The sequence below is a fragment of the Lachnospira intestinalis genome (assembly GCF_040095895.1).
Classification (GTDB): Bacteria; Bacillota; Clostridia; order Lachnospirales; family Lachnospiraceae; genus Lachnospira; species Lachnospira intestinalis.
The window spans coordinates 49,593-67,636 of the sequence record NZ_JBBMFS010000001.1; the positions used below are offsets into that span (position 1 = coordinate 49,593).

Sequence of the window (18,044 nt, forward strand, 5' to 3'; positions counted from 1 at the left end):
GGTGACACAAAAAAGAAAAGCCACAGTTTCCACGGAAATTCAAACCTTGAATCACCGTGAAATGCTGTGGCATTTCTTTATGTTGTATAAGAGTTTAAAAGCCTTCTTCGCGCCGGGTTTTGCGCAGTGCAACGCGGCGTTCGGCAGCCTCCCATTTTGCCTGCTCCTCAATGGAAGAAACTGACAGTCGCGGAACGCGGACAGGATGGTCGTTTTCATCAAGGGCAACCATAATAAAGAAGGCGCGGTTGACAGGATAACGTTTGCCGTTTTTCTTTTCCACGTAGGTGTCAATGCGTACTTCCATGGAAGAATTGCCAACATGGGTCAGATAGCCGATTAAAACGATGACATCACCCAGATAACATGCTTCCTTAAATTGTAAGTTGTCAATGCTTGCCGTGGTAACGTTACATTCGCAGTGGCGTTTGGCAACAATGCCTGCAACTTCGTCAATCCACATTAAAAGCTGTCCGCCAAAAAGTCTTCCAGCACCGTTCATATCACGGTTACATAGTAAATGTGAAACCTCTGTGCGGGAAACTTCAACTGATTTTTCTTTTATCTCATTCATATAAATCCCCATTCCCATTTTTTTTATCTGTCATCCGGACAGATTTGATAGTATTCTTACTATAACATAAACACAGGCGGTTCGTGAAATAAAAAATAAATAAATTGAAGAAAAATTTTACTGGTAAAGTAAAAAAAGTTATGTTATAATGCCTAATATGTACGTTGTACGCTAGAAAAATTTACATATATCTTTAAGGAGGAAATAGTAACAATGAGTTTTAAAGTAGAACAGATGGAAGAAAAGAACATGGTCAAACTCGTAATCGAGTCAACAGCAGAGGAGTTTGAAGCAGGTTTAAATAAGGCTTATAATAAAGATAAGAACAAGATTTCTATCCCGGGTTTCAGAAAAGGTAAGGCACCTCGTAAGATGATTGAGCAGATGTATGGTGCAGAAGTATTCTACGAAGATGCAGCAAACGCTATCATTCCTGAAGCATATGCCACAGCAGCTGAAGAAAGCAAGTTAGAAATCGTTTCACAGCCTAAGATTTCTGTTGTACAGTTAGAAAAAGGCAAGCCATTCATCTTCGCAGCAGAAGTAGCTGTAAAGCCGGAAGTAGAACTTGGCACATACAAGGGTGTTGAAGTAGAAAAGGCTGATACAGAAGTAACAGATGCAGACGTAGAAGAAGAATTAAAGAAGGTTCAGGAACAGAACTCAAGAACAGTAACAGTAGAAGACAGAGCTGTTAAAGACGGCGATATGACTGTTATTGACTTTGAAGGTTTTGTTGACGGTGTTGCATTTGAAGGCGGAAAGGGTGAAAACTATCCTTTAACAATCGGTTCTCATTCATTCATCGACAACTTTGAAGAACAGTTAATCGGCATGAACATTGGCGAAGAAAAAGAAATCAACGTAACATTCCCGGAAGAATATCATGCAGAAGAATTAAAGGGCAAGCCGGCTACATTCAAGGTATCCGTAAAGGAAATCAAGGAAAAGCAGCTTCCTGAATTAGATGATGATTTTGCACAGGATGTATCAGATTTCGATACACTTGCTGAATACAAGGAAGACTTAAAGAAGACAATTTCCGTTCGCAAGGAAAATGAAGCAAAGGCTAAGAAGGAAGACGAAGCAATCGCTAAGATTGTAGAAACATCTAAGATGGACATTCCGGAAGCTATGATTAATACACAGGTAAACAGAATGGTAGAAGACTTTGCACAGAGATTACAGCAGCAGGGCTTATCTATCGACCAGTACTTCCAGTACACAGGTATGACAGCAGATAAGATTGTAGAAGAAATGAAGCCGGAAGCTGTTAAGAGAATCCAGACAAGACTGGTACTTGAAGCAGTTGCAAAGGCAGAAGATATTCAGGTATCCGATGAAGAATTCGATGCAGAGCTTCAGAAGATGGCTGATATGTATAAGATGGAACTTTCACAGATTAAAGAATTTATGGGAGAATTTGAAGGAAAGCAGATCAGAAGTGATATTGCTATCCAGAAGGCAGTAGATCTTATCGTAAATTCAACTGTAGAAAAGTAATTTTCGCGTAAGAAAGGACAGAAATTATGAGTTTAGTGCCTTATGTCGTTGAACAGACCAGCCGTGGAGAACGGTCATATGATATTTATTCAAGACTTTTAAAAGACAGAATTATCTTCTTAGGAGAAGAAGTGACAGATGTATCTGCAAATATTGTTATTGCACAGATGTTATTTTTAGAGGCAGAAGATCCAAGCAAGGATATTCACCTTTACATTAACAGTCCGGGTGGTTCTGTATCTGCCGGATTTGCAATTTATGATACAATGCAGTATATTAAGTGTGATGTATCTACGATGTGCATGGGACTTGCAGCAAGCATGGGTGCATTTTTGCTTGCGGGCGGTGCAAAGGGCAAAAGACTTGCTCTCCCGAATTCTGAAATTATGATTCATCAGCCTTCAGGCGGTGCCAAAGGACAGGAAACAGAAATCAGAATCGTTGCAGAAAATATTTTAAAGACTAGAAATCGGTTGAATGAAATTCTGGCAGCCAATACTGGCAAGTCAGTAGAAGAAATATCTCGTGATACAGAGCGTGATAACTATATGACAGCACAGGAAGCTGTAGCTTATGGTCTTATTGACAGCGTAGTTGAAAAGAGATAGTTTTAAATGACGGGACTGTTGCTTTTCGCAACAGTCCTTTTATAAATTACATTATTATTGTTGGAGGATTTCATGGCAGGCAGAGGTATAGATGAAAAGTTGAGATGTTCATTTTGCAATAAGACACAGGATCAGGTAAAAAAGCTGATATCCGGTCCGAACGGAATTTACATTTGTGACCAGTGTGTAAGTATTTGCAGTGATATTCTTGATGAAGAATTTGAAGAAGAAGAAGATGACGGCAATCCGGCAGAAGATATGGAAATTAATCTGTTAAAGCCAAAAGAAATAAAAGAATTTTTAGATGACTATGTTATCGGACAGGACGAGGCAAAGAAAGTACTGGCTGTAGCGGTTTATAATCATTACAAGAGAATTTTATCAGGGAAAGACGTTGATGTAGAATTACAGAAAAGTAATATTTTAATGCTGGGTCCGACAGGTTCCGGTAAGACATTTCTTGCTCAGAATCTGGCAAGACTTTTAAATGTGCCGTTTGCAATTGCAGATGCAACCACACTGACAGAGGCGGGGTATGTCGGTGAAGATGTAGAAAATATTTTATTAAAGCTGATTCAGGCAGCAGATTATGATATCGAAAAAGCACAATATGGTATTATTTATATTGATGAAATAGATAAGATTACAAAGAAATCAGAAAATGTATCCATTACAAGAGATGTATCGGGCGAAGGTGTACAGCAGGCACTTCTTAAAATTTTAGAGGGTACGGTGGCTTCCGTTCCGCCACAGGGAGGAAGAAAACACCCACAGCAGGAACTGATTCCAATTGATACAACCAATATTTTATTTATCTGCGGTGGTGCATTTGACGGTCTTGAAAAGATTATTGAATCCCGTATGGATAAGAGTTCTATCGGATTTAATGCAGATGTCCATGAAAAGATTGAAGCAGAAGTCGGTGAGATGTTCCATAAGGTACTTCCGCAGGATCTGATTAAATTCGGACTGATTCCTGAATTTGTAGGCCGTGTGCCGGTGGTTGTTGCATTGGATTCCTTAGATGAAGCTGCACTGGTAAGAATTTTAAAGGAACCGAAAAATGCGATTTTAAAGCAGTATCAGGCATTGTTCTCTTTAGATGAGGTAGAACTGGAATTTACAGACGAAGCGGTTGAAGAAGTCGCTAAAAAGAGTTTTGAAAGAAAGACGGGTGCCCGTGGCCTTCGTTCTATCTTAGAGGCAGTTATGAATGAAGTGATGTACGAAATTCCGTCAGATGATACGATTGCAAAATGTGTAATTACAAAGGATGCCGTAGATGGAACAGCAAAGCCTTTGATTGAGTACCGCTCAGAAAATGTTGCAATGTAAAAAACTAAAAGGTTAGGTTTATATGGAAATGAAAAATATAAATTTGCCATTGATTGCATTAAGAGGTATGACCGTGTTGCCGGACATGGTCATACATTTTGATATAAGCAGAAAAAAATCAATTCATGCAGTAGAAAAGGCAATGGAAAAAGACCAGAAAATCTTTCTGGCAACACAGGTTGACCCGGAAGTTTCTGACCCGGAATACGAAGATTTATATCATGTAGGTACACTGGTAAAGATTAAACAGCTCATAAAGCTGCCAAACAGCGTAGTGCGTGTTCTGGTAGAAGGTGTGAAGAAGGGTACGCTTGAAGGTGTTACGCAGGCGGATGGAATGCTTGTGGCAGAGGTTGCAGTAAATGAGCAGCCGCCGCAGGAATTAGACCCGACACTCAATAAAGCCATGCTTACGGGGTTAAGAGAACTGATTCGTCAGTACGCACTTGCCAATCCAAGGATGAGCCGTGACATTTTAAAGCAATGGCTGGGTATGAACAGTGCCAGAAAGCTGCTGGAACGGTTTACAATCGACTATCCGATGGAGTACAGGGAACGCCAGCATATGCTGGAACTGGATTCTTTGGAAGAAATGTATGAATATGCGGGCAAACTCTTGATCGAAGATACGAATGTCAGCAGAATTAAAGAAGAGCTTTCTGAAAAAGTCAAAGAAAAAGTAGATAAACACCAGAAAGAGTATATTTTAAGAGAGCAGTTAAAAGTCTTAAATGAAGAATTAGACGGCGAAGATGACGGTTCTGAAATTGAAGAATTTTGTGCTGCAGTAAAAGAACTGGAAGCAGCTGCGGAAATTAAAGAAAAAATCCGCAAGGAAATCAAGCGTTATAAAATATTAAGCCAGGGGTCAGCAGAAGCGAACGTGGAGCGCGGTTATATCGAAACGCTGCTTGAAATGCCGTGGGATAAGATGTCAGAGGATAACCGTGATTTAGATGCTGCAGCACAGGTGTTGGATGAAGATCATTATGGCATGAAAAAAATCAAAGAGCGTATTTTAGAATCGCTCGCAGTCCGTAATATTACAAGCAAGGGTGATGCACCGATTCTTTGTCTTGTAGGACCTCCGGGAACGGGAAAAACTTCAATTGCGCGTTCTGTGGCAAAAGCACTGAATAAAAAATATGTGCGTATCTGTCTGGGTGGTGTACGTGATGAAGCAGAAATCCGCGGACACAGAAAGACTTATGTCGGTGCAATGCCGGGCAGAATTATTACGGCATTTAAAGCGGCAGGCGTGAAAAATCCGCTTATGCTGTTAGATGAAATTGATAAAATCAGCAGTGATTATAAGGGCGATACGGCTTCAGCGCTGTTGGAGGTATTAGACAGCGAGCAGAACAGCCATTTTGTCGATCACTATATTGAACTGCCGACAGACCTTTCACAGGTGCTTTTTATTGCAACGGCAAATGATTTATCAACTGTCAGTAGACCGCTGTTAGACCGAATGGAGATTATCGAGGTCAGCTCATATACCAAAAATGAAAAGCTGCACATTGCAAAAGAACATTTAGTGCCAAAGCAGCTTGAGAAAAACGGACTGATGGCAAAACAGCTGAAATTTTCCGATAAGGCGCTTGAAAGCATGATTGACGGATATACAAGGGAAGCCGGTGTGCGAAGCTTAGAGCGTGAAATCGCAAAGGTATGCCGCAAGGCAGTGCGCCAGCTCTATCACGGCAACGGAGAATTGAATGAAGAAGTAAAGAGTATCCGCATTACAGATAAGAATTTAAAGGATTTCTTAGGAAAAGTAAAATTTAAGCCGGAGAATATCCATAAAAAGAATGAAGTCGGTATTGTGCGTGGACTGGCATGGACAAGTGTCGGCGGGGATACGTTAGAAATTGAAGTCAATACAATGCCGGGTAAGGGTGAACTGATTCTCACCGGACAAATGGGTGATGTCATGCAGGAATCCGCACGGATTGCACTGACTTATGTGCGCTCTATTACATCAGGCAGGAAGTATAAGGTCGAACAGGAATATTTTGATACACACAGTATTCATTTACATATTCCGGAAGGCGCAGTGCCAAAGGATGGTCCGTCAGCTGGTGTAACAATGACAACGGCGATGCTTTCTGCAGTGACAGGAATTCCGGTTCATGCCGATGTTGCAATGACCGGGGAAGTGACACTCCGCGGCAGAGTGCTTCCGATTGGCGGATTAAAGGAAAAACTGCTCGCGGCAAAGACGGCAGGAATGAAAAAAGTCCTTGTTCCGTCCGAAAACAGAAGTGACGTGGAAGAATTTGATGAAGAAATTACAGGCGGCATGGAGATTGTTTTTGTTTCGGAAATGAAACAGGTACTTGAGCATGCACTGGTTCCCGGGAATCAGGATAAATAGTGAAAATGTATGGCATGAGATGTCAGCAGAATGGAGAGTTGTATGATTATCAAAAAAGTAAATCTGGATATTGTCATTGGTGTTACAAGCGCAATTCCACAAACTGAACTGCCGGAGGTGGCATTTGCAGGAAAATCCAACGTGGGAAAATCTTCACTCATCAATGCGTTGATGAACCGTAAGTCTTATGCCAGAACATCTTCACAGCCGGGTAAGACACAGACAATCAATTATTATAATATCAATGATGCAATGTTTCTGGTGGATTTACCGGGCTACGGCTATGCCAATGCCAATCAGCAGGTAAAAGCAAAATGGGGTAAAATGGTAGAAAAGTATCTGAAAGTGTCCAAACAGCTTCGTCAGGTCTTTCTGCTGATTGATATCCGTCATGACCCGTCAGCCAACGATAAAATGATGTATGACTGGATTGTTGCAAATGGATACCACCCGGTTATTATTGCAACAAAGCTGGATAAATTAAAGCGCAGCCAGATTCCAAAGCATGTTAAAGCTGTCCGCACAGGACTTGGACTTGAAAAAGATGATATATTAATTCCTGTTTCCTCACAGACGAAGCAGGGAATCCCGGAGCTGTGGGAAACGATTGAGCAGTATTTATAGATTGGGTTTTCTATATGCCCCTGCTTCAACGTTAGCACTTGACTTCAGTATGGGCATATAAAAACCCCGAGAGGGAAGCGGAAGCCCGGCAGAATAAGTATTTTTTCATTCACTTATTCTGCCGGGCTTTTATTATAAATATAGTTTTTATTTACATCAGCTTCCGCATAATGAAATCGTAGATTTCCTGACTGCCTTCGCGCCATTTGGAACACATGGCATCGGCCTGTTCTTCTAACGGGACGGCAATGTTTAACTCAATGAGGTTGGTTTTGCCTTCTTTTACGATGCAGTGTACGATGTAGTCGCCGTTTGTGGAACGGTAGTAGTCGGACAGGGTTCCGGTTTCACAGCGCAGTTCGTATTTATTTTCAATCAGATAGACATCGATTTCTTCACGGATTGCATTGGATATTTTGTTGCTGAAAAAGGAAATGGTGTCTTTTCCGGAAGATGTCAGCCGGTACTGGGTGCTGCTTCGGTATGTCAGGACATTAACAAAGCCATCATCTGCAAGGGAGCTTAAAACTTCCTGCAGTGTAAAATAGGTTGTATATTGTTTGTCCAGCATAAAATCAGCAATCTGGCTGTTGGAAAGTGGGAAATTCACTTTACTTAACATATATAAAACCATCAATTTGTATAAAGTAGTTGCTTCTGTATTCATTGATATAACCGTCCTTGACAAATGTTATTCTCTTTAAAATACCGGTTCATCCGGTTCATTACCTGTTTTTTGTTGGCACTCCATAAAGGAGCTTTCAGCAGTTTTTTTGCACCGTCACCCGTCAGCCGGTGAATTACCATATCCGGCGGAAGAATCTCTAAAATTTTCCCAAGGCAATCAAGATATTCGTCTTCCGTCATGACGGTAAAAAGCTTTTCTTCATAATCGCGTGCAAGGTCTGTGCCGGAAAGAACATGTAACAGCTGGAGTTTAATGCCGGAGGCTCCGCTGTGTCCGATATAATCTGCGGTCTGTAACATCATTTCCTGCGATTCAGAGGGCAGTCCGAGAATCATATGCACAATTGTTTCAATTCCGGCATCAGACAGCATTTTCATGGCATCATCAAATACAGAAAGACTGTAGCCGCGGCGGATATAGCGGGCGCTGCTTTCATGGATTGTCTGAAGTCCCAGTTCAACCCAGACCGGTTTTATGGCATTTAATTCAGAAAGCAGTGTAACAATCGCTGGTGTAATGCAGTCCGGTCTTGTTGCAATAGAAAGAATCCGGACGTCATCGTGCCGGATTGCTTCGGTAAAAATCTGTCTTAAATAATCGGCCGGTGCATACGTATTGGTGTATGACTGAAAATAAGCGATATACTGACCGCCGTTATATTTACGGCTGATAAGTGCTTTTTCGGCTTCAATCTGTGCAGCAATGCCTGGAATTTTAGTATGCTGCGGTGTCACAATGCCTCCGGCAAGTAAAGAGGCACTGTTTCCAATCAGTGCCTCTCCTGAAAAATCACCGGAACCGCCTGCACTGCAAAAAATACAGCCACGTGTGTCAATCCGTCCGTCACGGTTGGGACAGGTCATGCCGCCGCTTAAAGAAAGCTTGTACATTTTACAGCCATACGTTTCCTTTAAATATTCGCTTAGTGAATAGTAGTAAGGTTTCATGGACTATCTGGTAATATGGTCTTTTACAGCCTGACTTACGACATCAGCAACGCGTTCATCAAAAGCTTCCGGTAAAATGTTGACATCGCTGACTTCATCCTCAGGAACTAAATTAGCAATGGCAAGTGCAGCAGCCAGCTTCATTTCCTCGGTAATCTGTGTTGCACGGCCTTCGAGTGCGCCTTTAAAGATACCCGGAAATGCGATAACGTTGTTGACCTGGTTCGGAAAGTCAGAACGGCCTGTACCGACCACTTTTGCACCTGCAGCCTTTGCAACGTCCGGCATAATTTCAGGAACCGGATTTGCCATGGCAAAGATAATCGCATCTTTGTTCATGGACTGAACCATTTCAGGAGTTACAATATTCGGAGCGGAAACACCGACAAAAATATCAGCACCCTTTAAAGCATCCGCCAGTGAACCGGTCTTATGTTCAAGATTCGTAACATCCATCATGGATTCCTGCATCCAGTTTAAACCTTCGCTTCCTTTAGAAAGGATACCGGACTTGTCGCACATGGTAACATGCTTAAATCCATATGTAAGGAGCAGCTTTGTAATGGCAACGCCGGCAGAACCGGCACCGTTTACAACAACCTGACAGTCTTCTTTTGTCTTTCCTGTAACCTTTAAACCATTGATAATACCGGCAAGTACAACAATTGCGGTACCGTGCTGGTCATCGTGGAAAACAGGAATGTCTAAGAGTTCCTTTAAACGGGACTCGATTTCAAAGCATCGCGGCGCGGAAATATCTTCAAGATTAATTCCGCCAAAGGCAGGTGCAATATTGACAACAGTCTTGATAATTTCCTCTGTATCCTGTGTGTCCAGACAAATCGGCACAGCATTGACACTGCCGAAGGATTTGAAAAGAACAGCCTTTCCTTCCATAACAGGCATGGCTGCGTGAGCGCCGATGTTGCCCAGTCCTAAAACAGCACTGCCGTCTGATACAACGGCAACAGTGTTTGCCTTAATGGTGTACTTGTAAGCTGCTTCCTTATCCTTTGCGATGACCTTACATGGTTCAGCAACACCCGGAGTATAAGCTAACGCAAGGTCTTCCCTTGTTGCAATATCCATCTTTGGTGTTGTTTCAAATTTTCCGTTCCATTCCTCATGAAGCTGTAAAGCCTTTTCTGCATTTGTCATTATAAATAATACCTGCCTTTCTTAAAAATCCAAAGATACTTTAAATCATACCATATACAAAATCTGACGGCAATATATTTTTAGAAAAAGAAAGGTTTGAAATTATGACAAAAAGGTGTATAATAGAGAAACAGTAATGAGATTTTCATAAGTGGTGCTGATTCAGTAACCGGATTCCCTGTTTATATTTGTTATATTTATTTATAGGAATGGAATTTATTTTAGGAGAGTATTAAGATATGAGAGAAAAACTTCAGACATTATCTTTAGTTGTATTACGTGAGTTTGCAAAGGATAAAAAAATCAAAGGAATTACAGCGATGCGCAAGGCAGAGCTGATTGATGCAATTATTGAAGCTTCAGGTGGAGAAGAAGCACAGGCAGAAGCATCGGAAAAACAGAATACCGAAGCACAGAGTACACAAAGACAGGAAGAACACCAGGAGGTTCAAAGTACGGCAGCACCGGCAGCACGTACCGGAAGAAGTGAAGAAACACCGCGTTACACAAGAAACGATAATGCACAGAGAAGCAATGAGCGTCCGCATTATGAAGAACGCCGTGAATACCGCCACTATGAAGGCAGACAGGATTATAAAAACGACAGAACGGAATACAGGAATGACCGTCAGGACTACAGAAGTGATATGAAATCCGATGAACCCGATGCAAACGGAATCCTTGAAGTCCTCGCAGAGGGATATGGATTTATCCGCTGTGAGAATTTCCTGCCGGGTGAAAATGATGTGTATGTATCGCCGACACAGATCCGCCGCTTTAATTTAAAGACAGGTGATATTATCAAAGGACCGAAGCGTATCCGTACACAGAATGAAAAATTTTCAGCGCTTTTATATCTTGAGTCTGTCAACGGATTAGATCCGATGCTTGCAACCAAAAGACCGGCATTTGAAAAACTGACACCGATTTTCCCGAATGAGAGAATTCATTTAGAGAAAAATACAAATACCGTGGCAATGCGCATGGTAGATTTGATTTCTCCGATTGGCAAGGGACAGCGAGGCATGATTGTATCACAGCCAAAGTCCGGTAAGACAACCCTGTTAAAGCAGATTGCGACAGCCGTAACCAAGAACAACCCGGAAATGCACCTGATGATTCTGTTAATTGATGAACGTCCGGAAGAAGTTACGGATATTAAAGAGTCCATTACAGGGGATAATGTGGAAGTTATTTATTCTACATTTGATGAACTGCCGGAACGTCACAGACGTGTATCTGAAATGGTTATCGAGCGTGCAAAGCGTCTGGTGGAGCAGAAACAGGATGTTATTATTTTATTAGACAGTATTACAAGACTGGCAAGAGCCTATAATCTTACTGTACAGGCAAGCGGACGAACCTTATCCGGTGGTCTGGACCCGGCGGCACTGCATATGCCAAAGCGTTTCTTTGGTGCGGCAAGAAATATGAGAGAAGGCGGAAGCCTTACCATTCTGGCAACGGCATTGGTTGAAACGGGCAGTAAGATGGATGATGTTGTATTTGAAGAATTTAAGGGAACGGGTAACATGGAACTGGTACTTGACAGAAAGCTGTCTGAAAAGAGAGTGTTCCCGGCGATTGATATTGCAAAGTCCAGTACACGACGTGAAGATTTGCTGTTAAGCCGCGAAGAACAGGAAGCGGTAGATATTATGCGGAAGGCGTTAAACGGACTAAAGACAGATGAAGCAGCAGAACGCATCTTAGACTTATTTGCAAAGACAAGAAATAATGCAGAATTTGTACAGACCGTCCGCAAGAACCGTTATATATAGAAACCGGAGGTTTATGAAAGGACGGACCGGTCTGTTAAAATCAGAAAAAAATTTTAAAAATAATGCTTGCATTCATAATATCCTTATGATACAATAAGAAAGCTGTTTATCACAGATAAAGAGATCACTTTGTGAGATTCGTCTCACAATGACAATACTTATTTAAATATTAAAGAGGTGAAAATCATGAGAGAAGGAATCCATCCAGAGTACCATCAGGCAAAGGTTGTTTGCAACTGTGGTAATGAATTTGTTACAGGTTCAACAAAGGAAGAAATCCATGTTGAAATTTGCTCAAAGTGCCATCCTTTCTATACAGGACAGCAGAAGGCATCATCTGTTCGCGGACGTATTGATAAGTTCAACAAGAAGTACGGCGTACAGAACAATTAATCAGAACATAAGGTTGAGGTTGACCAGACCTCAACTTTTTTGTTATTATGGTAAAAAATATGCTTAGAGGTGTGCGATGAAACCATCAGGAATCGGCGGACAGGCTGTTATTGAAGGAATTATGATGCGCAATAAGGATCAGTATTCCATTGCAGTCCGTAAGCCAGATAATGAAATAGAAGTAACAGTCAGAGATTGTAATCAGCTGCAAAAGAAACATCCGTGGCTGAATTATCCGATAATCCGGGGAGTATACAGCTTTGTGGATTCTTTAGTAACGGGAATTTCCACAATCAATTATTCGGCTTCGTTTTATGATGATCCGGCAGAGCAGAAGAGTACAAAAGCCGATGAAATCGGAAGGGCTGTTTTTAAAGATAAATTAGAAGCGGTTTTAATGGCGTTTACGGTTATTTTATCTGTTGTATTTGCAGTAGGACTGTTTATGCTCATTCCGTATTTTGTATCCAGACTGCTGACACCTTATGTTTCTTCTCAATTTTTGTTGAATTTTATAGAAGGTCTTGTGAGAGTTGTCTTATTTATTTTATACATACTGGCAATTTCACAGATGAAGGATATTAAAAGAACATTTATGTACCACGGTGCAGAGCATAAGTGTATCAACTGCATTGAGCATGGCGCAAGACTGACACCGGAAAATGTAAAAAACAGCTCGCGTTATCACAAGCGCTGCGGAACAAGCTTTTTGTTTCTGGTGATGTTTGTCAGTGTGATATTTTTTATATTTATCAGAATCGAAAATACGGCGGTGCAGCTCGTTTTAAGAATCCTGCTGATTCCGGTCATTGCGGGAGTTTCATATGAATTAATCCGCTGGGCGGGCAGAAGCGAAAATGTATTTATCACAGCACTCAGCAAGCCGGGGCTGTGGCTTCAGAAGCTCACGACCAAAGAACCGGATATGGATATGATTGAAGTGGCGATTAAAGCAGTAGAAGAAGTCTTTGACTGGGAAGCATTTTTATTGGATTATTATAAGGATACCGAACAGCCGGTAGCGGAAATGGCAGCCAACGAAGCTTCTCTTGCGATTACATCGACCATTACGACAGGTGCGGATCGGAATACACGTTCCTTAAATCCGGATGAAGTTGTACAGGAAAATACACAGCAGACGACACAGCCTGAAAAAGAATATATTGCACCGGATGATACGGATATATTAGAAGGCGGTCAGATTACGGACGCAGAGGGTGCAAAAGAGCAGGAAAAGAATCCGGACAGCACTGAAAATTCAGAACAGCAGTCCGAAACCGGCAGTCCGGCAGAAAATAAAGAAAAGTCTGAGCCGGAAAGTGAAAATGCAGATATAAAACAGCAGTCAGAATCACAGGAATCAGAAGCCGGAGAAGATGATGAGGACGATGATGAACTGCCGGAGGGCTTTGAAATTATAGAAGACCCGCAGGAATCTGTGGACACGGCAGCACAGCAGGCATCCGAAAGTAATCTGTCAGTAGCAAGCGATAAGGGGCTTGAAGAAGGCGACGGCTTTGAATTTATCGAGGATGAAGAAGACGAAGATTACGCAGAGGAACTTCCTCTTTTCAAAGAGAGAGTGGATAAAAAGTGATGTGCAGGGATATGATGATACAGGAAAATCTGACCATATCCGGCGCGGTGCGTGAGGGTGCAAAAAGACTGAAACAGTGCGGCATTGAAAATGCAGACTACGACAGCTATGCCCTGTTGTCTGAAATCAACGGCATGGACAGGACATATTATCTGATGAATGGATCAAAGCTGCTTACCCGTGTAGAACAGGAACGTTTTTTTGACTATATTGAACGTAGAAGCAGTCATGAGCCGTTGCAGCACATTTTAGGCAGGGCATTTTTTTACGGACATGAATTTAAGGTCAGTCCCGATGTACTGATTCCAAGACCGGATACGGAAGTGCTTGTGGAGCAGGTGTTAAAGGTCTGTACGGACGGTATGACAGTTGTAGATATGTGTACCGGTTCAGGCTGCATTCTGCTGTCTGTTGCACTGGAACGAAAGCTTTCAAAGGGTATCGGTGTGGATATTTCCGGGAAGGCACTTGCGGTTGCAAAGGCTAATCAAGAAGCCCTTGCACCGGAAAATGTGACACTGATTCAGAGCGATTTATTTGAAAACGCAGGAAAGTATCTTATGGAACAGTCCGTGGATATTGTGGTTTCCAATCCGCCGTATATCTGTACAGAGGTGATTGACAGTTTATCGGAGGAAGTGCGCCTGCATGACCCGGTGCTGGCATTGGACGGACATGAGGATGGATTATATTTTTACAGAAAGATTACAAAGCAGGCGAAAGGCTTTTTAAAACCCGGCGGCCGGCTGTTTTACGAAATCGGCTATGACCAGTCTGCGGCAGTCGAAGCACTGCTTTGTAAAGAAGGCTATACACAGGTGTCAACCGTAAAAGATTTGGCGGGACTTGACAGAGTCGTTATGGGCAGATTATAAATAAAGAAAGACAGAGAACCGGAAAGAAAGGATAAAATAGATTATGGATATGTTTGACAGATTGGAAGATACCGTAAACCGTTATGAGGATATTACGGCAGAACTGGGAAATCCGGATGTGGTTAATGACCAGAACCGTTTTAGAAAGCTGATGAAAGAGCAGAGCAGTCTGGCTCCGTTAATTGCTACGTATACAGAATACAAAAACTGTAAGCAGACAATTGAAGACAGTTTACAGCTTTTAGATGAAGAATCCGATGAAGAATTAAAGGAACTGGCAAAAGAAGAATTAAATGAAGCGAAAAAACGCGTAGAAGAACTGGAAAATGAAATTAAAATTTTACTTCTGCCAAAGGATCCGAATGATGACAAGGATATTATCGTTGAAATCCGTGCGGGTGCGGGCGGTGATGAAGCGGCACTTTTTGCGGCAGAGCTGTTCCGTATGTATACCCATTATGTAGAATCAAAGGGCTGGAAGGTCGAAGTTGTCAACGCGGATGAAACAGGCATTGGTGGTATGAAGGAAATCGAATTCATGGTAAAGGGACAGGGTGCATACTCTGTTTTAAAATATGAAAGCGGTGTACACCGTGTACAGCGTGTGCCGGAAACAGAATCCGGCGGACGTATCCATACTTCTACGGCTTCGGTTGCAGTTATGCCGGAAGCAGAAGAAGTAGATATCCAGATTGATGAAAAAGATATCCGTATCGATGTTATGCGTGCTTCCGGAAACGGCGGACAGTGTGTCAATACAACGGATTCCGCTGTACGACTGACCCACTATCCGACAGGCATTGTTATTTATTCACAGACAGAAAAGTCACAGATTCAGAATAAAGAAAAGGCATTTGCTCTCCTGCGTGCAAAACTCTATGATTTAGAGATTCAGAAGGCACATGATGCGGAAGCAGATGCGAGAAGAAGCCAGATTGGTACAGGTGACCGTTCTGAAAAGATTCGTACTTACAACTTCCCACAGGGACGTGTAACCGACCACAGAATCGGTCTGACGCTGTATAAGCTGGACAAGATTATGGACGGCGATATCCAGGAAATCATCGATGCCTGCATCGCGGCAGACCAGGCAGCTAAATTGGCGAAAATGGGTGATGAATAAAACTGAAATTTATATACTATAAAACGGCGTGAGACATCTGTCCCACGCTGTTTTTCTCGTTTCTGCCGAAAAATAGACACATGCCAACTGCACAGCGGATAAAGGATACGATAAGATGACACCATAACTACCAGATATTTACACAGGCAAAAGGAGGAAATTTTATGGTGAGAATATTAAAAAAGTTCAATCGGAAATCCACCCGGAGAAGTAGAAGTAAGAGAAGTAAGGCAGCAGCGATAGCCCTGACAACGGTAATGGCATTGTCGGCAGCGGTCGTATTTACCGTACCGAAGGCAGAGGCGGCAAACGGTCCGTGTGATGAAGGGGACTGGGCGTATGCCTATATTGCAGTGGGTAACAGCGAAACCAAAGACAACATATTTTCATCGCAGGGAAGCAACGCAATTGACGGGGTATCCTACGATAAGGCAAGCAACACATTAACTTTGAACCAGTACAAAAATGCAGACAATTATATTGCAACCAACATGATGGGGGATGATTTTAAAATCCGCCTGATAGGTGAAAATGAAATAAGCAGTATTGTCGCATACGGCGATGCGTGGGGCGGATCTGTTACAATCTGCGGGGACGGTTCGCTTACGGTAAACCCGAAAAAACAGGAAGACTACGGTGTGCGCCTTTATGCAGAGGGAACGGCGTCCGTGCTTTCCGTGGAAAATACCTGTAATGTGACGATTTATGCAGGACAGGCAGGAAAAGTGCTTTACACGACAGGAAATCTTACGGATAAGGTAATAAAGGATAACGGGACATTGCAGGAAACAACACAGTATCAGATTTCACATCCGCTGGATATTGCAAAAATTTATGCAAAGTATTATGCGTATGACCCGTCAACAACCAATGTAGTTTATACCAACGGAGATTCTTCATATTACACTTTAACCTATTCATTAAATGAGAATGACGAAATTACGGCATATAACCTGTATCAGCTCACGAAAAAAGAAGCGCTCGGTGACATTTATTATGCGGTAAAGATAGGAAGCTATGACACAATGCCGGAAGGTTACAAGCAGACTGTTTTAGACACAGACATCTCATATTATGATGCGGCATGGGGCAGTGGAGGAACAAGTAATTTAGTGATCAATACGGCAACAAATGAAAAGTATGCAATGGTATATGACTATGATTCTGAAACCGGAAGTTCTGTTTACAGAATCTGCGCATTGCGCGATTTCTTAGGAATGGATGAACAGGGAAGAGATGAAGTATGGCTGGTTGATTATGACAATCCCGTGTCTGTTATACCGGCGGCATCAAGGGGGCAAGACGAACAGCTTCCTGACGGTTTCAAGTATGATGGAGAGGAACAGGAAAATGTTTTTAATATCGAAGTGTCTGCGGATAAACTGACATTTACGGCAAAGACAGATGTCGGTGATAATGAAAATCCGGCTCCGGATGAAAATAAAAATGGACTGCAACAGTCAGCAGATGGTAACTGGTATTATTACACAAATAACAATATTGATTACAATTATAACGGTTTAGCAGCAAATGAATATGGCTGGTGGAAGATAACCAATGGAACAGTAGATTTCAACTATACAGGAATGGCAGCAAATGAGTATGGCTGGTGGTATGTAAGCAATGGAACAATTGACTTTGGTTATACCGGAATGGCAGTAAATGAATACGGCTGGTGGTACATGACGAATGGAGCACTGGATTTTAACTATACCGGAATGGCAGTAAACGAATACGGCTGGTGGTACATAACCAACGGAGCATTGGATTTTAACTATACCGGAATGGCAGTGAACGAATACGGCTGGTGGTACATGACGAATGGAGCACTGGATTTTAACTATACCGGAATGGCAGTAAATGAATACGGCTGGTGGTACATGACGAATGGAGCACTGGATACTAACTATACCGGAATGGCAGTAAATGAATACGGCTGGTGGTACATGACCAACGGAGCATTGGATTTTAACTATACCGGAATGGCAGTAAACGAATACGGCTGGTGGTACATGACGAATGGAGCGTTGGATTTGAATTATACCGGATTAGCAGTAAATGAATATGGCTGGTGGTATATGACCAACGGAACAGTAGACTTTACGTATAACGGTCTGGCTGAGAATGAATATGGTGTCTGGAATGTAGTAAATGGACACGTAGAAGTTTAAAATGATATGATATCAGGGTCAAAAGGTCTAAACCCACATGAGCTTGCTCATAGGTGGGTGAATGACCTTGTGACCTGCCCAAATATGAGCATAAAAGTGGGATGATAGTTCCACGATATGCGAATATTGGGTAGGATTGTGGGAGTGCGCAGCACGGAACAATCCGTAGATATCATAGTTGGGGGCTTTTGTTCCACACCATTTTTTTGCGGTTCATGAAATAAACACAAATCAATCATTTTTTCATCACATTCCGTTGATATATTCATACCAATGAATCGCAGGAAGCT

The 18,044-nt window shown here is 42.1% G+C and carries 15 protein-coding genes; 11 read left to right on the plus strand and 4 right to left on the minus strand.

Going from position 1 to position 18,044, the window contains the following annotated elements:
• Nucleotides 1-94: 94 nt before the first annotated feature.
• A complete protein-coding gene (locus WMO37_RS00220) occupies nucleotides 95-574 on the minus strand; it encodes an acyl-CoA thioesterase (protein WP_022433088.1) in 480 nt (159 codons plus the stop codon).
• A gap of 213 nt (nucleotides 575-787) precedes the next feature.
• Here WMO37_RS00220 and tig point away from each other — a divergent pair, with 213 nt between their 5' ends.
• The 5 genes from tig to yihA all read left to right on the plus strand — a co-directional run bounded on the left by tig (nucleotide 788) and on the right by yihA (nucleotide 7,021).
• Nucleotides 788-2,077, plus strand: coding sequence for a trigger factor (gene tig, locus WMO37_RS00225; protein ID WP_022433089.1), 1,290 nt, complete (start codon nucleotides 788-790; stop codon nucleotides 2,075-2,077).
• A 26-nt stretch (nucleotides 2,078-2,103) separates the two neighbouring features.
• Nucleotides 2,104-2,685: an ATP-dependent Clp endopeptidase proteolytic subunit ClpP gene (clpP, locus tag WMO37_RS00230; protein WP_022433090.1), complete on the plus strand. Its 582-nt coding sequence runs from the start codon at nucleotides 2,104-2,106 to the stop codon at nucleotides 2,683-2,685.
• A gap of 72 nt (nucleotides 2,686-2,757) precedes the next feature.
• Entirely contained in the window at nucleotides 2,758-4,020 is a 1,263-nt protein-coding gene (gene clpX, locus WMO37_RS00235; protein ID WP_227089492.1) for an ATP-dependent Clp protease ATP-binding subunit ClpX, read from the plus strand.
• A 22-nt stretch (nucleotides 4,021-4,042) separates the two neighbouring features.
• Nucleotides 4,043-6,397: an endopeptidase La gene (lon, locus tag WMO37_RS00240; protein WP_349153965.1), complete on the plus strand. Its 2,355-nt coding sequence runs from the start codon at nucleotides 4,043-4,045 to the stop codon at nucleotides 6,395-6,397.
• Between the two features lie 42 nt (nucleotides 6,398-6,439).
• Complete coding sequence (gene yihA / locus WMO37_RS00245) at nucleotides 6,440-7,021, plus strand: ribosome biogenesis GTP-binding protein YihA/YsxC (protein WP_349153966.1); 582 nt, start codon at nucleotides 6,440-6,442, stop codon at nucleotides 7,019-7,021.
• Between the two features lie 151 nt (nucleotides 7,022-7,172).
• Here yihA and WMO37_RS00250 read toward each other — a convergent pair whose 3' ends face one another.
• Genes WMO37_RS00250 through WMO37_RS00260 form a run of 3 tightly spaced genes read right to left on the minus strand, consistent with a single transcriptional unit; the run spans nucleotide 7,173 to nucleotide 9,814 of the window.
• Nucleotides 7,173-7,688, minus strand: a complete 516-nt coding sequence (locus WMO37_RS00250) for a DUF4364 family protein (protein WP_022433094.1) — start codon at nucleotides 7,686-7,688, stop codon at nucleotides 7,173-7,175.
• On the minus strand, nucleotides 7,685-8,656 hold the full coding sequence (mnmL, locus tag WMO37_RS00255; protein WP_349153967.1) for a tRNA modification radical SAM protein MnmL/YtqA: 972 nt from the start codon (nucleotides 8,654-8,656) through the stop codon (nucleotides 7,685-7,687). Before mnmL ends, WMO37_RS00250 begins: the two co-directional genes overlap by 4 nt.
• A gap of 3 nt (nucleotides 8,657-8,659) precedes the next feature.
• Nucleotides 8,660-9,814 carry an NAD(P)-dependent malic enzyme gene (locus tag WMO37_RS00260; RefSeq protein ID WP_349153968.1) on the minus strand — a complete coding sequence of 385 codons (1,155 nt, stop codon included), beginning with the start codon at nucleotides 9,812-9,814 and terminating at the stop codon, nucleotides 8,660-8,662.
• Between the two features lie 239 nt (nucleotides 9,815-10,053).
• Here WMO37_RS00260 and rho point away from each other — a divergent pair, with 239 nt between their 5' ends.
• The 6 genes from rho to WMO37_RS00290 all read left to right on the plus strand — a co-directional run bounded on the left by rho (nucleotide 10,054) and on the right by WMO37_RS00290 (nucleotide 17,754).
• Nucleotides 10,054-11,595, plus strand: a complete 1,542-nt coding sequence (rho, locus tag WMO37_RS00265; RefSeq protein WP_022433097.1) for a transcription termination factor Rho — start codon at nucleotides 10,054-10,056, stop codon at nucleotides 11,593-11,595.
• 186 nt (nucleotides 11,596-11,781) lie between these two features.
• Complete coding sequence (gene rpmE, locus WMO37_RS00270; protein ID WP_022433098.1) at nucleotides 11,782-11,988, plus strand: 50S ribosomal protein L31; 207 nt, start codon at nucleotides 11,782-11,784, stop codon at nucleotides 11,986-11,988.
• Nucleotides 11,989-12,064: 76 nt separating this feature from the next.
• Nucleotides 12,065-13,585, plus strand: coding sequence for a DUF1385 domain-containing protein (locus WMO37_RS00275; protein ID WP_022433099.1), 1,521 nt, complete (start codon nucleotides 12,065-12,067; stop codon nucleotides 13,583-13,585).
• Between the two features lie 11 nt (nucleotides 13,586-13,596).
• On the plus strand, nucleotides 13,597-14,460 hold the full coding sequence (gene prmC, locus WMO37_RS00280; protein WP_349153969.1) for a peptide chain release factor N(5)-glutamine methyltransferase: 864 nt from the start codon (nucleotides 13,597-13,599) through the stop codon (nucleotides 14,458-14,460).
• Between the two features lie 49 nt (nucleotides 14,461-14,509).
• Entirely contained in the window at nucleotides 14,510-15,583 is a 1,074-nt protein-coding gene (gene prfA / locus WMO37_RS00285; RefSeq protein WP_227089785.1) for a peptide chain release factor 1, read from the plus strand.
• Nucleotides 15,584-15,747: 164 nt separating this feature from the next.
• A complete protein-coding gene (locus WMO37_RS00290) occupies nucleotides 15,748-17,754 on the plus strand; it encodes a hypothetical protein (RefSeq protein WP_349153970.1) in 2,007 nt (668 codons plus the stop codon).
• The last annotated feature ends 290 nt before the right edge of the window (nucleotides 17,755-18,044 follow it).

What these genes read in the sequence shown, in the direction of transcription:
- WMO37_RS00220 (WP_022433088.1), bottom strand. Translation starts at nt 574, where the DNA reads ATGAATGAGATAAAAGAAAAATCAGTTGAAGTTTCCCGCACAGAGGTT.
- tig (WP_022433089.1), top strand. Translation starts at nt 788, where the DNA reads ATGAGTTTTAAAGTAGAACAGATGGAAGAAAAGAACATGGTCAAACTC.
- clpP (WP_022433090.1), top strand. Translation starts at nt 2,104, where the DNA reads ATGAGTTTAGTGCCTTATGTCGTTGAACAGACCAGCCGTGGAGAACGG.
- clpX (WP_227089492.1), top strand. Translation starts at nt 2,758, where the DNA reads ATGGCAGGCAGAGGTATAGATGAAAAGTTGAGATGTTCATTTTGCAAT.
- lon (WP_349153965.1), top strand. Translation starts at nt 4,043, where the DNA reads ATGGAAATGAAAAATATAAATTTGCCATTGATTGCATTAAGAGGTATG.
- yihA (WP_349153966.1), top strand. Translation starts at nt 6,440, where the DNA reads ATGATTATCAAAAAAGTAAATCTGGATATTGTCATTGGTGTTACAAGC.
- WMO37_RS00250 (WP_022433094.1), bottom strand. Translation starts at nt 7,688, where the DNA reads ATGAATACAGAAGCAACTACTTTATACAAATTGATGGTTTTATATATG.
- mnmL (WP_349153967.1), bottom strand. Translation starts at nt 8,656, where the DNA reads ATGAAACCTTACTACTATTCACTAAGCGAATATTTAAAGGAAACGTAT.
- WMO37_RS00260 (WP_349153968.1), bottom strand. Translation starts at nt 9,814, where the DNA reads ATGACAAATGCAGAAAAGGCTTTACAGCTTCATGAGGAATGGAACGGA.
- rho (WP_022433097.1), top strand. Translation starts at nt 10,054, where the DNA reads ATGAGAGAAAAACTTCAGACATTATCTTTAGTTGTATTACGTGAGTTT.
- rpmE (WP_022433098.1), top strand. Translation starts at nt 11,782, where the DNA reads ATGAGAGAAGGAATCCATCCAGAGTACCATCAGGCAAAGGTTGTTTGC.
- WMO37_RS00275 (WP_022433099.1), top strand. Translation starts at nt 12,065, where the DNA reads ATGAAACCATCAGGAATCGGCGGACAGGCTGTTATTGAAGGAATTATG.
- prmC (WP_349153969.1), top strand. Translation starts at nt 13,597, where the DNA reads ATGATGATACAGGAAAATCTGACCATATCCGGCGCGGTGCGTGAGGGT.
- prfA (WP_227089785.1), top strand. Translation starts at nt 14,510, where the DNA reads ATGTTTGACAGATTGGAAGATACCGTAAACCGTTATGAGGATATTACG.
- WMO37_RS00290 (WP_349153970.1), top strand. Translation starts at nt 15,748, where the DNA reads ATGGTGAGAATATTAAAAAAGTTCAATCGGAAATCCACCCGGAGAAGT.